Genomic DNA, 13,008 nt, shown 5'->3' on the forward strand with positions numbered 1-13,008 from the left:
TTAGATCATGTTACCGGTAAAATAACACTGAAGAGTTAGCGGATTTTTCACTCAAACTCGTTCCAGGAACGGCCATCACGCGTGATCATCGCCACAGAAGCAACCGGTCCCCAGGTCCCTGCCTGATACGGTTTCGGCGCGTCGTTGTCCATCGCCCACGCTTCGGTGATAGAGTCAACCCACTTCCACGCCTCTTCCACTTCATCACGACGGACAAACAGCGCCTGTATTCCGCGCATGGTTTCCAGCAGCAGGCGTTCGTACGCATCCGCCAGGTGGGTCTGATTGAAGGTCTCGGAATAGCTCAGATCCAGCTTCGTGATTTGCAGATTATGTTTGTGGTCCAGACCCGGGACTTTGTTCAACACCTGGATATCCACGCCTTCATCCGGTTGCAGACGGATGGTCAGCTTGTTCTGCGGCAGATCCTGCCAGGATTCTTTAAACAGGTTCAGCTCAGGCGTCTTGAAGTAAACCACCACCTCAGAGCATTTCGTCGGCAGGCGCTTACCGGTACGCAGGTAGAACGGTACGCCCGCCCAGCGCCAGTTATCAATATCCACGCGAATCGCCACGAACGTTTCGGTGTTACTGGTCTTATTCGCCCCCTCTTCCTCCAGATAACCCGGGACTTTTTTTCCCTGGGCAAAACCAGTGGTGTACTGACCACGAACGGTTTTTTCACGTACGTTTGAACGATCGATGCGACGAAGGGACTTGAGGACTTTCACTTTTTCATCACGAATGGCGTCAGCGGTCAGATCTGACGGCGGAGACATCGCAATCATGCACAGGATTTGCAGCAGGTGATTCTGGATCATATCGCGCATCTGACCAGCCTGGTCGAAATACCCCCAGCGCCCTTCGATGCCCACCTCTTCCGCGACGGTGATTTCCACATGATCGATAGTGCGGTTATCCCAGTTGTTCACAAACAGTGAGTTGGCAAAACGCAGCGCCAGCAGGTTCAGTACCGTCTCTTTCCCGAGATAGTGGTCGATACGGTAAACCTGGCACTCTTCAAAATATTCACCAACCTGGTCGTTGATTTCGCGAGAAGTCGCCAGTGATGTTCCCAGCGGTTTTTCCATGACCACGCGCGCTGGTTTAGCATTCAGTTTCGCTTCCCCCAGTCCCTTACAGATAGCGCCAAAAGTGCTCGGCGGCATAGCGAAATAGTTGATCGTGGTGCGATTTTTTTGGTCGAGCATCTTGCCCAGACGCGAGAAAGCGGCCGTATCGTTCACATCCAGGTTGCAGAAATCCAGGCGCCCGCTCAGGGTCTCCCATAATCCTTCATCAATTTTCTCTTTCATGAAGGTTTCAAGCGCTTCACGCACCACTTTGGTGTAGGCGTCTTTGTCCCAGTCGGCGCGGCCTACCCCAATGATGCGGGTATCCGGGTTAATCTGACCGGCTTTTTCAAGTTGGTACAGGGAAGGCAGCAATTTACGACGCGCAAGGTCGCCTTTCGCGCCGAAAATGACCAGGTCACATGCCTGGGCTGTTTGCGTTACCGCCATGTCATTCTCCTTAGTTAGCTATCCTGGTGCGTTGCCAGGCATTACTTGTAATTTTATTACAGTGCACTGTACTGCTTTTACGTGATTCCGGAAACCGTAAACGCTTGTCCGCCCGTGCGGTTGGCGCTAAACGGCGCAAAATGGTGAAAATCGTTGCCACTTTTTTCACATTATGTCCAGACGAAACAAGATGCTGATCATGTTATGAAAAAAAACAACAACTCTTCTGACCATTTTGCCCCCTTCGCTGCTTAACAGGGGTACTATCTACCAAAATTGCCTCTCGATTTCTTGTATCACTGAAATCGTCATATCCTTGAGTCTATGTCATGAATATGCTGGAAAAGGTCCAGTCTCAACTGGAACATTTAAGCAAATCCGAGCGCAAAGTCGCCGATGTCATTATCGCCTCGCCTGAGCGGGCCATCCATTGCAGTATTGCGACGCTTGCGCAGGAAGCAAACGTCAGCGAACCCACCGTTAACCGCTTTTGCCGCAGCATGGAAACCCGCGGCTTTCCTGATTTTAAACTGCATCTGGCGCAAAGTCTGGCAAACGGTACACCTTATGTTAATCGTAATGTGGATGAAGATGACAGCGTCGAGTCCTACACGGGCAAGATTTTCGAATCGGCAATGGCGAGCCTTGATCATGTGCGTCAGTCGCTCGATAAATCGGCCGTTAACCGTGCCGTGGATCTGCTGACGCAGGCAAAGAAGATCGCTTTCTTTGGTCTGGGCTCATCCGCCGCCGTTGCACACGATGCCATGAACAAGTTTTTCCGTTTTAACGTTCCGGTGATTTATTCGGACGATATCGTGTTGCAACGGATGAGCTGTATGAATTGTAGCGATGATGACGTCGTTGTGTTGATTTCACACACCGGACGTACCAAGAGTCTGGTTGAGCTGGCACAGCTCGCGCGTGAAAACGATGCCATGGTAATAGCGCTTACCTCTGCCGGGACGCCGCTGGCACGTGAAGCAACGCTGGCAATTACCCTCGATGTACCAGAAGATACTGACATTTATATGCCCATGGTCTCTCGACTTGCACAGTTGACCGTGATAGATGTGCTGGCAACAGGATTTACTTTACGCCGTGGGGCAAAATTCAGAGATAACTTGAAGCGTGTCAAAGAAGCGCTCAAGGAATCGCGTTTTGATAAAGAATTACTCAACAAGAGTGATGACCGCTAACAGCAATAATAAGTTCGACATTCATTCGTCATCCGGTTTTGTTCGCTATGCTTTGTAGACCCTTTGGGTGTAAAGGTTTTCAGAACCGCCGGATCATTTTCACGCAACACCTAGTTGTTTCAGTCAACGGAGTATTACATGTCCAGAAGGCTTCGCAGAACCAAAATCGTTACGACGTTAGGCCCGGCTACCGACCGCGATAACAATCTTGAGAAGATTATCGCTGCGGGCGCCAACGTCGTACGTATGAACTTCTCTCACGGCTCGCCAGAAGATCATAAAATGCGCGCGGATAAGGTTCGTGAGATTGCTGCCAAACTGGGGCGCCATGTAGCGATTCTTGGAGACCTCCAGGGGCCGAAAATTCGCGTTTCCACGTTTAAAGAAGGCAAAGTTTTCCTTAACATCGGTGACAAATTCCTCTTAGATGCCAACCTGGGTAAAGGCGAAGGCGACAAAGAAAAAGTCGGTATTGATTACAAAGGCCTGCCGGCTGACGTGGTCCCCGGCGATATCCTGCTGCTCGACGATGGTCGTGTGCAGTTGAAAGTGCTGGAAGTCCAGGGTATGAAAGTGTTCACTGAAGTCACCGTGGGCGGCCCGCTTTCCAACAACAAAGGCATCAACAAACTGGGCGGTGGTCTCTCCGCGGAAGCCCTGACCGAAAAAGATAAAGCTGATATCGTCACCGCCGCGCTGATCGGCGTGGACTACCTGGCGGTCTCCTTCCCTCGCTGTGGTGAAGACCTTAACTATGCGCGCCGACTGGCGCGTGATGCGGGTTGCGATGCCAAAATCGTGGCTAAAGTTGAACGTGCCGAAGCCGTGTGCGATCAGAATGCCATGGACGACATCATCCTCGCCTCTGACGTTGTGATGGTCGCACGTGGCGATCTGGGCGTGGAAATCGGTGACCCTGAGCTGGTGGGTATTCAGAAAGCACTGATTCGCCGTGCGCGTCAGTTAAACCGCGCCGTCATCACGGCGACCCAGATGATGGAGTCAATGATCACCAACCCAATGCCGACCCGTGCCGAAGTGATGGACGTCGCTAACGCCGTCCTGGATGGCACCGATGCGGTGATGCTGTCAGCAGAGACCGCTGCGGGCCAGTACCCGGCAGAAACCGTTGCCGCGATGGCGCGAGTCTGTCTGGGTGCAGAAAAAATCCCCAGCATCAACGTCTCTAAACACCGTCTGGACGTTCAGTTCGACAATGTCGAAGAAGCGATTGCGATGTCCGCGATGTACGCAGCAAACCACCTGAAAGGGGTTACCGCGATCATCACTATGACCGAATCTGGCCGTACCGCGCTGATGACCTCCCGTATCAGTTCCGGGCTGCCCATTTTCGCCATGTCCCGTCATGAACGCACTCTGAACCTGACGTCGCTGTACCGTGGCGTTACGCCGGTCCATTTTGACAGCGCGGCGGATGGTGTCGTGGCGGCGAGCGAAGCGGTGAACCTGCTGCGCGACAAAGGCTACCTGGTGTCTGGCGATCTGGTGATCGTGACTCAGGGTGATGTGATGAGCACCATCGGCTCAACCAATACCACACGAATTCTGACGGTTGAATGATGTAACGATGCCTGATGGCGCTTCGCTTATCAGGCCTACATGGTTTCTGCAATATATTGCAGGCCGGATAAGGCTTTACGCCGCATCCGGCAAGAACAAAGCGCAGTTTGACAGCAATCTGAAGCCTCTCATACGAGAGGCTTTTTTTATTTGATGGGATAAAGATCTTTGCGCTTATAGGGCTGAATTTCCCCAGGCTTCCGGGTCTTCAGCAGTTTCAGGATCCAGGTGTACTGCTCCGGATGCGGGCCAACAAAAATTTCCACCTCTTCGTTCATTCGCCGCGCGATCGTGTTGTCATCCGCCGTCAGCAGATCGTCCATCGGCGGGCGCACCTGAATCGTCAGGCGATGCGTCTTCCCGTTATACACCGGGAACAGCGGGATAACGCGCGCCCGACACACTTTCATCAGTCGCCCGATAGCGGGTAGCGTGGCCTTGTACGTGGCGAAGAAATCGACAAATTCGCTGTGCTCAGGACCGTGATCCTGATCCGGCAGGTAGTATCCCCAGTAGCCCTGACGCACAGACTGAATAAACGGTTTGATGCCATCATTACGCGCATGCAGACGTCCGCCAAATCGACGACGAACCGTATTCCACACATAATCAAACACCGGGTTACCCTGGTTATGGAACATCGCCGCCATCTTCTGGCCTTGCGACGCCATCAGCATCGCAGGGATATCGACACCCCATCCGTGCGGCACCAGGAAGATGACTTTTTCATCGTTGCGCCGCATCTCCTCAATAATTTCCAGCCCTTCCCAGTCAACACGCGGCTGGATTTTTTCCGGCCCCCGAATCGCCAGTTCCGCCATCATCGCCATCGCCTGCGGCGCAGTAGAAAACATGGCATCGACGATCGCTTCACGCTCGGCTTCGCTACGTTCCGGGAAACATAAGGACAGATTAATTAACGCCCGACGGCGCGAACTTTTACCCAGCCGTCCGGCAAAGCGGCCGACTTTTGCTAACAACGGGTCGCGAAAAGACGCGGGCGTCAGGGCGATACCCGCCATCGCAGCCACACCCAACCATGCGCCCCAGTAGCGCGGATGGCGAAAGGATTTCTCAAACTCAGGGATGTACTCAATATTATTCTTTTTTGTTTCCATGCTTTTCCAGTGCCTGATGACGCGAAAAGTAAATCTGATGATAGTGTAGCGGCGCACCCTGCCGCGCACAAAAGAAAAAAGCCGGCACACAAGCAGTGTACCGGCTTTAACGTCATAACGGATTAATCGAAGCGTAACTGCGGCAGAACCTCTTTGACCTGCGCCAGATAATCGGTGCGATCTTTACCGGTCAGCCCTTCAGTACGTGGCAGTTTTGCCGTTAGCGGGTTAACCGCCTGCTGGTTGATCCACACTTCATAATGCAGATGCGGCCCGGTTGAGCGTCCGGTGTTACCAGAAAGCGCAATACGATCGCCACGTTTCACTTTTTGCCCCGGTTTCACCAGAAGCTTACGCAAGTGCATATAGCGAGTGGTGTAGGTGCGACCATGACGAACCGCGACATAGTAACCCGCAGCGCCACTGCGCTTCGCCACGACCACTTCGCCGTCGCCGACGGACAGCACTGGCGTCCCTTGCGGCATCGCAAAATCTACACCACGGTGCGGCGCCACACGTCCGGTGACCGGATTAGTCCGACGTGGATTAAAGTTGGATGAAATACGGAACTGTTTCGCTGTCGGGAAGCGCATGAAACCTTTTGCCAGCCCGGTCCCGTTGCGGTCATAGAATTTGCCATCCTCGGCGCGGATAGCGTAGTAATCTTTCCCTTCAGAACGCAGGCGCACACCCAGCAGTTGACTCTGCTCGCGCTTACCGTCCAGCATTTCACGCGACATCAGCACCGAGAACTCGTCACCTTTTTTCAGTTTACGGAAGTCCATCTGCCACTGCATCGCTTTAATTACCGCACTGATTTCCGCACTGGTCAACCCGGCATCTTTCGCGCTGGAGACGAAGCTGCCCCCTACGGTGCCTTTCATCAGGCTGTTTACCCAGTCACCCTGCTGCATTTCCGTGCTCATCTTAAAGCCGTTCGCCGCCGTGCGATCATAAGTACGGGTTTCACGACGCGACATTTCCCACGTCAGACGCTGCAAATCGCCTTCTGCAGTCAATGTCCAGGAGAGCTGTTGACCAATCTTCAGGTTACGCAACTCTTTGTCTGCCGCGGCAAGCTGGGAGATATCCCCCATTTCAATGCCGTACTGGTTGAGGATGCTGCTGAGGGTATCGCCTGTGGAAACGACATATTCATGCACGCCCGCCTCGCCTGTGGTTTTATCGTCCAGCTCATCCTGAGGAATGGCTTCATCCTCCTGGGCGGCCTGATCGATTGGCTCACTGGCTTCCGGGAGCAGAGAACGAATTTCGCTCTTCTCCAGTTCGATCGTTTTAACGATGGGAGTGGAATCCGGGTGGTAAACGTAAGGCCGCCAGACGGCAGCGGCCAGGGTAAGAACGGTAAGCGACCCCAGCATAACGCGATGGGGTCTCGGCAGATTATTAAATGCCAGGGCGACAGAGCGGGCTATCTGTTGCACGTATTCACTTCCTCATTAATCTCCTTTCAGGCAGCTCGCATACTGGTTCGCTAGTTGGTTCAAGAACGCTGAATAGCTCGTTTTACCCAGTTTGATATTGGTTCCGAGGGGATCCAACGTTCCCATTCGAACGGATGTCCCTCTCGCAACGGCTTCGACGACCGCTGGCCTGAACTGTGGCTCAGCAAAAACGCAGGTTGCTTTTTGCTCAACCAACTGTGTTCTTATTTCATGTAAACGCTGCGCACCAGGTTGTATCTCAGGATTAACGGTAAAGTGACCCAATGGCGTGAGTCCGTAGTGTTTTTCGAAGTAGCCGTAAGCGTCATGAAAAACGAAGTAACCTTTCCCCTTGAGCGGTGCGAGCTCATTACCAACCTGCTTATCGGTTGTGGCTAATTGTGCCTCAAAATCCTTCAGGTTGGCGTCAAGTTTGGCTCGACTTTGCGGCATAAGTTCCACTAATTTTTCATGGATTGCAACCGCTGAGGCCCGCGCTATCTCTGGCGAGAGCCAAAGATGCATGTTGTAATCACCATGATGGTGATGTGCGTCACCTTTTTCACCGTGTTCATGGTCATGATCGTGGTCATCATCATCGTCGTCAGCGCCTTTCATGAGTAACGGTTTCACGTCGTTGAGTTGCGCAATCGTCACCTGTTTTGCGTCGGGAATGTTACTGACGGACTTCTCCATAAACGCTTCCATTTCCGGACCAATCCAGACGACTAAGTCCGCGCCCTGTAAGCGTTTTACATCCGAGGGCCGAAGTGAATAATCATGCTCAGAAGCGCCATCGGGAAGCAAAACTTGCGTCTCTGTTACCCCATCCGCAATGGCTGAAGCGATGAACCCCAACGGCTTAAGAGATGTCACAACAGCGGCATTTGCCGCCTGTGTTGCACTACTCAGAAGGGCGGCGGATAATGCCGCGAAAAGAAGCGTATTTTTATGTAACATAATGCGACCAATCATCGTAATGTGTATCGGGAATGTGATATTATAACATTCCATAACTTCTGCAAGACTAAAATTGACATGACGACTTTGGTTTCACTGGAAAATGTCTCGGTCTCCTTCGGTCAGCGCCGCGTCCTTTCTGACGTCTCGCTCGAACTCAGACCCGGTAAAATTTTAACGCTTCTCGGGCCAAATGGTGCCGGAAAGTCGACGCTGGTTCGGGTCGTTCTCGGACTGGTAGCCCCGGATGAGGGGGTGATCAAGCGTAACGGCAAGTTGCGAATTGGTTATGTTCCGCAGAAATTGTATCTCGACACCACCCTGCCGCTGACCGTCAGCCGTTTCTTACGTCTGCGTCCGGGTACAAAGAAAGATGACATTCTCCCAGCCCTTAAGCGCGTGCAGGCCGCACACCTGATTGACGCGCCGATGCAAAAACTTTCCGGCGGCGAAACGCAACGCGTTCTGTTAGCGCGAGCGCTGCTGAATAAACCTCAGCTTCTGGTGCTTGACGAACCCACGCAAGGCGTTGATGTCAATGGTCAGGTGGCGTTGTACGACCTTATCGATCAGTTACGCCGCGAACTGGATTGTGCCGTGCTGATGGTTTCCCATGATTTGCATCTGGTGATGGCAAAAACAGACGAAGTGCTGTGTCTGAACCACCACATTTGCTGCTCGGGAACCCCTGAAATCGTTTCCATGCATCCGGAATTTATCTCTATGTTCGGCCCTCGCGGCGCGGAACAACTGGGGATTTATCGCCACCATCATAATCATCGTCACGATCTGCAGGGTCGTATTGTATTGCGCCGGGGAAATGGTCACTCATGATTGAATTATTATTACCTGGCTGGTTAGCCGGGATCATGCTGGCCTGTGCAGCCGGTCCGTTAGGTTCGTTCGTCGTCTGGCGTCGGATGTCCTATTTTGGCGATACCCTTGCGCATGCGTCGCTGCTGGGTGTGGCCTTTGGACTCCTGTTGGACGTTAACCCGTTCTATGCGGTGATTGCCGTCACGCTGATACTGGCGGCGGGCCTGGTGTGGCTGGAGAAACGCCCTCACCTCGCCATTGATACTCTCCTTGGCATCATGGCGCACAGTGCGTTGTCGCTGGGTCTGGTGGTGGTTAGCCTGATGTCGAATATTCGCGTTGATCTCATGGCCTACCTGTTTGGCGACCTGCTGGCCGTCACGCCGGACGATTTAATTTCTATCGCCATTGGCGTGGTGATTGTACTGGCGATCCTCCTCTGGCAATGGCGCAATTTACTGTCGATGACCATCAGCCCCGACCTGGCATTTGTGGATGGGGTAAAATTGCAACGCGTCAAGCTGCTGTTGATGCTGGTTACGGCCCTGACGATTGGCGTGGCGATGAAGTTTGTTGGTGCGCTTATTATCACTTCGTTACTGATTATCCCTGCGGCTACGGCGCGTCGTTTCGCCCGTACGCCGGAGCAGATGGCCGGTGTCGCGGTCGGTATCGGGATGATAGCGGTGACAGGCGGGTTGACCTTCTCGGCCTTCTACGATACCCCTGCGGGGCCTTCTGTCGTACTGTGCGCGGCACTGCTGTTTATTTTCAGTATGATGAAGAAGCAGGCAAGCTGACGGGGTGCTGCCGGATGGCGACGCTGTCGCGATTTATCCGGCCTACATGGTTTGTAGGCCGGATAAGCACAGCGCCATCAGGCATCAAGGCATTTCCGGCGGCGTAATGCCAAAGTGGTTCCAGGCGCGCACTGTCGCCATTCTTCCCCTCGGCGTACGCTGTAAAAAGCCTTGCTGGATCAGATACGGTTCCAGTACGTCCTCAATGGTTTCGCGCTCTTCGCCGATAGCAGCCGCCAGGTTATCCAGACCAACCGGGCCGCCAAAAAATTTGTCGATCACCGCCAGCAATAGTTTTCGGTCCATGTAGTCGAACCCTTCGGCATCAACGTTAAGCATATCCAGCGCCTGAGCCGCAATATCGGCTGAAATGGTGCCATCATGCTTCACTTCCGCGAAATCCCGTACGCGCCGGAGCAGACGGTTTGCGATACGTGGCGTACCGCGAGCGCGACGCGCCACTTCCAGCGCGCCGTCCTCGCTCATTTCCAGCCCCATAAAGCGGGCGCTACGCCCCACGATGTACTGAAGATCGGGCACCTGATAGAACTCCAGCCGCTGAACAATCCCGAAACGATCGCGCAGCGGAGAGGTCAGTGACCCCGCGCGGGTCGTCGCGCCAATGAGCGTAAACGGCGGCAGATCGATTTTAATCGAACGCGCAGCCGGACCTTCTCCGATCATAATATCCAGTTGATAATCTTCCATCGCCGGATAGAGTACTTCTTCGACTACCGGTGACAGTCGATGGATCTCATCAATAAACAGCACGTCATGCGGTTCAAGGTTCGTCAGCATTGCTGCCAGATCGCCCGCTTTCTCCAGCACTGGACCGGAGGTGGTCCGCAGATTAACGCCCATCTCATTGGCGACAATATTCGCCAGCGTGGTTTTACCAAGCCCGGGAGGACCGAATATCAGCAGGTGGTCGAGTGCATCGCCACGCAGTTTGGCCGCCTGGATAAAGATCTCCATTTGCGAGCGCACCTGCGGTTGACCAATGTATTCTTCCAGTAATTTCGGGCGAATGGCGCGATCGGCGACCTCTTCTGCAATGGTAGCACCTGCCGAAATCAGGCGATCTGCTTCTATCATCCTTTACCTCATAACGCGGCGCGCAGGGCTTCGCGGATCAGTGTTTCACTGCTGGCATCCTGGCGAGCGATTTTACTCACCATGCGGCTGGCTTCCTGTGGTTTATAGCCCAGCGCCACCAGCGCCGCAACCGCTTCCTGCTCGGCGTCATCGGTTGCCGGACTTGCTGGCGAAGTCAGCACCAGATCGGCGGCAGGGGTAAAGAGATCGCCATGCAGTCCCTTGAAGCGGTCCTTCATTTCGACAATCAGGCGTTCAGCGGTTTTCTTGCCGATACCCGGTAACTTCACCAGCGCGGCAGGATCTTCACGCTCGACGGCATTCACAAACTGCTGCGCGGACATCCCGGACAGGATCGCCAGCGCCAGTTTTGGCCCCACGCCGTTGGTTTTAATCAGCTCTTTAAACAGCGTACGCTCTTGTTTGTTGTTGAACCCGTACAGCAACTGCGCATCTTCACGCACCACGAAGTGGGTAAAGACAATGGCTTCTTTACCAGATTCCGGGAGCTCATAAAAACAGGTCATTGGCATATGCACTTCATAGCCGACGCCCCCCACTTCCAGTAACACCAGCGGGGGTTGTTTTTCCAGAATGATGCCTCTGAGTCTGCCTATCACGTTACGCTCCTGCGTTAGGGCCGAAAATAAAGCTGTATCATAAAAAAAGGCTGGATAGATATCCAGCCTCATTTTTCATTATCGCAAGCGGCCTCGCGCAAGATTGAGACGCGACTCGCTCATTTGCATGACGTTCTGGCTAACGTGACAGTGGGTAATGGCGATAGCCAGCGCATCTGCCGCATCCGCCTGCGGATTGGCAGTCAGTTTCAGTAAGGTACGCACCATGTGCTGCACCTGACTTTTCTCTGCGCTCCCCAGCCCAACGACGGTTTGCTTTACCTGTCGTGCCGCATATTCAAAGACGGGCAGTTCCTGATTTACCGCCGCCACAATCGCCACGCCCCGCGCCTGCCCCAGCTTGAGGGCGGAATCCGCGTTCTTCGCCATAAATACCTGCTCAATGGCAAAGTAGTCAGGCTGAAACTGGGTGATGATTTCCGTCACACCCGCGTAAATCAACTTAAGGCGCGACGGGAGATCGTCGACTTTCGTGCGAATGCAACCGCTTCCGATGTAGGTCAGTTGTCTGCCGACCTGGCGAATCACGCCATAACCGGTAATGCGTGAGCCCGGATCAATGCCGAGAATGATGGACATCATGCGCCTCCGGTTGAAACGGGATTAAGCCGCATCATTCTAATGTCGCGGCAACCTCATCAGAGATTTCACCGTTATGGTAGACTTCCTGAACATCGTCACAGTCTTCCAGCATGTCGATCAGACGCATCAGTTTCGGTGCGGTTTCTGCATCCATGTCCGCTTTGGTTGACGGGATCATAGAGACTTCTGCGCTGTCGGCTTTCAGACCTGCCGCTTCCAGCGCGTCACGCACTTTACCCATCTCTTCCCATGCGGTGTAGACGTCAATCGCACCATCGTCGAAGGTCACGACGTCTTCCGCACCCGCTTCCAGCGCGGCTTCCATGATGGTGTCTTCATCGCCTTTCTCGAAAGAGATCACGCCTTTTTTACTGAACAGATACGCAACGGAACCGTCCGTTCCCAGGTTTCCGCCGCATTTGCTGAAGGCGTGACGCACTTCTGCCACCGTACGGTTACGGTTATCAGACAGGCATTCAATCATGACCGCAGTGCCGCCAGGACCGTAACCTTCATAGATGATGGTTTCCATATTCGCATCATCATCACCGCCCACGCCACGTGCGATTGCACGGTTCAGAGTGTCGCGGGTCATGTTGTTGGACAGCGCTTTATCAACCGCCGCACGCAGACGAGGGTTGGCATCCGGATCACCGCCACCCAGTTTGGCCGCCGTCACCAGTTCACGAATGATCTTAGTAAAAATTTTGCCGCGCTTCGCATCCTGCGCCGCTTTACGATGTCTGGTGTTGGCCCATTTACTATGACCTGCCATAAATATTTCCTCAAAAAAGCACGCCCTTTCAGGCAATGTTAATTACAAATTCTTCAATCGCCTGCCGGTTGCTCCATGACTTGGTAAGGGCCGCCGCAGCGGGCGCATCAAGCCACTGGTAGCTCAGATGTTCGGAAAAAATAATCTGCCGTTCATGGGGCAGCGCAAGGCAGAACCACGATTCTGTGTTGCGCACCACGCCCGGCGCATAGCGATGACGTAAATGTGAAAAAATCTCAAACTCCACCGTGCGCTGACAGTCAATTAAGGCCAGTTGCTCCGTCGCAACATCAATAGCGACCTCTTCCTTTACTTCGCGCAAAGCGGCTTGCGACGCGGTTTCACCCTCTTCCACACTGCCGGTGACCGACTGCCAGAACTCAGGATCGTCGCGTCGCTGTAACATCAGCACCCGTTTCGTGTCCAGGGCATAAATGACGACTAAGACAGAAACGGGAGGCTTGTATGCCATA

The 13,008-nt window shown here is 53.6% G+C and carries 13 protein-coding genes; 4 read left to right on the forward strand and 9 right to left on the reverse strand.

Annotation, left to right across the window (positions count from 1 at the left end; translation table 11 throughout):
• Positions 1 to 47: 47 nt before the first annotated feature.
• Positions 48 to 1,523, reverse strand: a complete 1,476-nt coding sequence (gene zwf, locus WB371_RS15030; RefSeq protein ID WP_336220852.1) for a glucose-6-phosphate dehydrogenase — start codon at positions 1,521 to 1,523, stop codon at positions 48 to 50.
• Positions 1,524 to 1,852: 329 nt separating this feature from the next.
• Between zwf and WB371_RS15035 the strand changes: the two genes are divergently transcribed.
• Both WB371_RS15035 and pyk read left to right on the forward strand, forming a co-directional pair.
• Positions 1,853 to 2,722 (forward strand): MurR/RpiR family transcriptional regulator, encoded by an 870-nt coding sequence (locus WB371_RS15035; RefSeq protein WP_336220853.1) that lies wholly within the window; start codon positions 1,853 to 1,855, stop codon positions 2,720 to 2,722.
• 138 nt (positions 2,723 to 2,860) lie between these two features.
• Positions 2,861 to 4,303: a pyruvate kinase gene (gene pyk / locus WB371_RS15040; RefSeq protein WP_042287875.1), complete on the forward strand. Its 1,443-nt coding sequence runs from the start codon at positions 2,861 to 2,863 to the stop codon at positions 4,301 to 4,303.
• A 146-nt stretch (positions 4,304 to 4,449) separates the two neighbouring features.
• Here the strand turns inward: pyk and lpxM are convergent, their stop codons facing one another.
• From lpxM to znuA, 3 genes are all read right to left on the reverse strand, one after another.
• Entirely contained in the window at positions 4,450 to 5,421 is a 972-nt protein-coding gene (lpxM, locus tag WB371_RS15045) for a lauroyl-Kdo(2)-lipid IV(A) myristoyltransferase (protein ID WP_336220854.1), read from the reverse strand.
• Positions 5,422 to 5,543: 122 nt separating this feature from the next.
• A complete protein-coding gene (gene mepM / locus WB371_RS15050; RefSeq protein WP_336220855.1) occupies positions 5,544 to 6,866 on the reverse strand; it encodes a murein DD-endopeptidase MepM in 1,323 nt (440 codons plus the stop codon).
• A gap of 15 nt (positions 6,867 to 6,881) precedes the next feature.
• Entirely contained in the window at positions 6,882 to 7,826 is a 945-nt protein-coding gene (znuA, locus tag WB371_RS15055; RefSeq protein ID WP_336220963.1) for a zinc ABC transporter substrate-binding protein ZnuA, read from the reverse strand.
• Positions 7,827 to 7,904: 78 nt separating this feature from the next.
• Here znuA and znuC point away from each other — a divergent pair, with 78 nt between their 5' ends.
• On the forward strand, positions 7,905 to 8,660 hold the full coding sequence (gene znuC, locus WB371_RS15060) for a zinc ABC transporter ATP-binding protein ZnuC (protein ID WP_336220856.1): 756 nt from the start codon (positions 7,905 to 7,907) through the stop codon (positions 8,658 to 8,660).
• A complete protein-coding gene (znuB, locus tag WB371_RS15065; RefSeq protein WP_336220857.1) occupies positions 8,657 to 9,442 on the forward strand; it encodes a zinc ABC transporter permease subunit ZnuB in 786 nt (261 codons plus the stop codon). Before znuC ends, znuB begins: the two co-directional genes overlap by 4 nt.
• Positions 9,443 to 9,526: 84 nt before the next feature.
• On the opposite strand, the gene ruvB is transcribed toward znuB, so the two are convergent.
• The 5 genes from ruvB to nudB all read right to left on the reverse strand — a co-directional run bounded on the left by ruvB (position 9,527) and on the right by nudB (position 13,007).
• Positions 9,527 to 10,537 carry a Holliday junction branch migration DNA helicase RuvB gene (ruvB, locus tag WB371_RS15070; protein WP_336220858.1) on the reverse strand — a complete coding sequence of 337 codons (1,011 nt, stop codon included), beginning with the start codon at positions 10,535 to 10,537 and terminating at the stop codon, positions 9,527 to 9,529.
• 8 nt (positions 10,538 to 10,545) lie between these two features.
• Positions 10,546 to 11,157, reverse strand: coding sequence for a Holliday junction branch migration protein RuvA (gene ruvA, locus WB371_RS15075; RefSeq protein ID WP_336220859.1), 612 nt, complete (start codon positions 11,155 to 11,157; stop codon positions 10,546 to 10,548).
• Positions 11,158 to 11,235: 78 nt separating this feature from the next.
• Positions 11,236 to 11,757 carry a crossover junction endodeoxyribonuclease RuvC gene (ruvC, locus tag WB371_RS15080; protein ID WP_336220964.1) on the reverse strand — a complete coding sequence of 174 codons (522 nt, stop codon included), beginning with the start codon at positions 11,755 to 11,757 and terminating at the stop codon, positions 11,236 to 11,238.
• 34 nt (positions 11,758 to 11,791) lie between these two features.
• A complete protein-coding gene (locus WB371_RS15085) occupies positions 11,792 to 12,535 on the reverse strand; it encodes a YebC/PmpR family DNA-binding transcriptional regulator (RefSeq protein WP_336220860.1) in 744 nt (247 codons plus the stop codon).
• A gap of 28 nt (positions 12,536 to 12,563) precedes the next feature.
• Positions 12,564 to 13,007, reverse strand: a complete 444-nt coding sequence (nudB, locus tag WB371_RS15090) for a dihydroneopterin triphosphate diphosphatase (protein WP_336220861.1) — start codon at positions 13,005 to 13,007, stop codon at positions 12,564 to 12,566.
• Position 13,008: the final 1 nt, after the last annotated feature.

Source organism: Citrobacter amalonaticus, from assembly GCF_037053465.1.
Taxonomy (GTDB): Bacteria; Pseudomonadota; Gammaproteobacteria; order Enterobacterales; family Enterobacteriaceae; genus Citrobacter_A; species Citrobacter_A amalonaticus_H.

Bases quoted from the DNA above. Each gene is read 5' to 3' on its own strand.
- zwf (WP_336220852.1), bottom strand. From the start codon at position 1,523: ATGGCGGTAACGCAAACAGCCCAGGCATGTGACCTGGTCATTTTCGGC.
- WB371_RS15035 (WP_336220853.1), top strand. From the start codon at position 1,853: ATGAATATGCTGGAAAAGGTCCAGTCTCAACTGGAACATTTAAGCAAA.
- pyk (WP_042287875.1), top strand. From the start codon at position 2,861: ATGTCCAGAAGGCTTCGCAGAACCAAAATCGTTACGACGTTAGGCCCG.
- lpxM (WP_336220854.1), bottom strand. From the start codon at position 5,421: ATGGAAACAAAAAAGAATAATATTGAGTACATCCCTGAGTTTGAGAAA.
- znuA (WP_336220963.1), bottom strand. From the start codon at position 7,826: ATGTTACATAAAAATACGCTTCTTTTCGCGGCATTATCCGCCGCCCTT.
- znuC (WP_336220856.1), top strand. From the start codon at position 7,905: ATGACGACTTTGGTTTCACTGGAAAATGTCTCGGTCTCCTTCGGTCAG.
- znuB (WP_336220857.1), top strand. From the start codon at position 8,657: ATGATTGAATTATTATTACCTGGCTGGTTAGCCGGGATCATGCTGGCC.
- ruvB (WP_336220858.1), bottom strand. From the start codon at position 10,537: ATGATAGAAGCAGATCGCCTGATTTCGGCAGGTGCTACCATTGCAGAA.
- ruvC (WP_336220964.1), bottom strand. From the start codon at position 11,757: ATGTCCATCATTCTCGGCATTGATCCGGGCTCACGCATTACCGGTTAT.
- WB371_RS15085 (WP_336220860.1), bottom strand. From the start codon at position 12,535: ATGGCAGGTCATAGTAAATGGGCCAACACCAGACATCGTAAAGCGGCG.
- nudB (WP_336220861.1), bottom strand. From the start codon at position 13,007: ATGGCATACAAGCCTCCCGTTTCTGTCTTAGTCGTCATTTATGCCCTG.